The organism is Microcystis sp. LEGE 08355, from assembly GCF_015207185.1.
Classification (GTDB): domain Bacteria; phylum Cyanobacteriota; class Cyanobacteriia; order Cyanobacteriales; family Microcystaceae; genus Microcystis; species Microcystis panniformis.
This window is the reverse complement of record NZ_JADEXI010000795.1, coordinates 1-1,687: the sequence shown is the minus strand read 5'-3', so window position 1 is coordinate 1,687 and position 1,687 is coordinate 1. Positions and strand designations below refer to the sequence as shown.

General features: G+C 39.0%; 2 protein-coding genes. Both read right to left on the bottom strand.

Annotation, left to right across the window (positions count from 1 at the left end):
- Positions 1–447 (bottom strand): ABC transporter permease (locus tag IQ242_RS24100; RefSeq protein WP_193961695.1); only part of this gene is annotated, 447 nt, incomplete at its 3' end.
- Positions 448–451: 4 nt separating this feature from the next.
- Positions 452–1,552: an ABC transporter permease gene (locus IQ242_RS24095; protein ID WP_193961694.1), complete on the bottom strand. Its 1,101-nt coding sequence runs from the start codon at positions 1,550–1,552 to the stop codon at positions 452–454.
- Between the last annotated feature and the right edge of the window lie 135 nt (positions 1,553–1,687).

Here is a 1,687-nt window from a genome sequence, read left to right as displayed (position 1 = left end):
GCCGAATTCTTGGACAATTTGATTGATATAACCCTTAGCAATTCCTGCGGTATTGGCATCCACTCCATCGATAAAAACTTGAATAGATGCGGTTTTTTCTTGGGTGAGATTGCGACTAAATTCGGGAGGAATTATTAAACCGGCGGTTAATTTTCCTGTTTCCACCTGTTGGGTTAATGTCTTCTCATCAAAAGTGATCATTTCGGCATCAAAAATCTGATTTTCGGTAAAAGCAGCGATGAGGGAGCGACTTTCAGCAGTAGCGGCATAATCGACTATTCCTAATTTGATATGATGAACATCGGGATTAAGAGCAAATCCATAAATTAATAGTTGAAGAGTTGGGGGGAAAATCAAGAGAATAATTAACTGTTTGTTGCGTAATATCTGCCGAATTTCTTTAATAACTAAAGATAAAAAACGACCTGTAAATAATTGCTTAAACATCTTATTATTCTCCTAACTGCATTCTTGATAGAGCTTTTATTGCCAATAAAAATAAGACCATTCCCAAGAGGAAAATGATAACTAAATTATTGCCAATACCCGCCCAACCCACACCCCTGACAAAAGCATCTCTAGTAATTTCGATATAATAACGAGCGGGAACTATATTTGATACTAAAGAGAGGGGAAAGGGAATATTACTTAACGGATAAATAAAACCACTGAGTAATAAAGCAGTGAGAAAACCCACTAAAGAAACACCTTGCACCGCAGAATTTTGATTACTGGTACGCGCACCTAACATTAATCCAAACATCACACTTGCCCATAAATAGAGGATAGTTCCTAACAGTAATGGCATTGGATCACCAGCAAAATTTAATTGAAAAATCAGACTTCCTAAACCCATAACTCCGATAGCGATTCCGATTCCTACTATTAGATAAGCGAGGGATTTACCTAGTATTAATTCTTCGGCAGTGAGAGCGGAGGCATAAACTTGTAAAATTGTGCCTTTTTCCTTTTCTCGTACCATAGCGATCGCTGATAAAAGTGAGGGAAAAATCCATAAAACCACAGCATAAACCCCCGGCACAATATAGAGAGATTCTTGTCGTCCCGGATTAAACCAAAGTCGGGTGGCAGTTTCGATAGGAATAGTAGCAGAAATTAAGTTTTCTGCTTGTAAAAAAGAGCGGGTAGTCGCTTTAATCGCACTGCGAATAATTCGGGCATTATTAGCATCTGTACCATCAACAATTGCTTGAATTTCGGCGGTTTTATTGGCTTGTAAATTACGACTAAAATCGGGAGGAATCACAACAATTGCCCTAGCAATACCTCGATCTAAAGCGGTTTCAGGGTTGCCTTCCCAAACCACGGGAATAAATAAATTAGTGGCGAACAAGCGATCGCTATAATTTTGACTAAAAACTGTTTGATCTTGATCTTGCACTAAAACTGGTATATCTTTCGCCTCTAAACGAATAGCAAAACCAAAGATAAAAAGAGTCATCACGGGCAAAATGAAAGCGAGGGCGAGGGTAAGTCGATCACGACTAAACTGCACTAATTCCTTACGACATTGGGAGATAATTCGTTTCATGAAATTGCCCGATTAAGAATAAATTTTTACGGTAGTTTTAGGGAACTTATCGCACCCTTTTGATGTCTAAGTGGGGTTTGCGGCCAAAAAAAAGTTTCTCGTGGTGGCAGGGTGTGGGGTGTAGGGTTGTCTCTT

Excerpts from the sequence above, each read along its gene's own strand:
- IQ242_RS24095 (WP_193961694.1), bottom strand. The coding sequence starts at position 1,552 with ATGAAACGAATTATCTCCCAATGTCGTAAGGAATTAGTGCAGTTTAGT.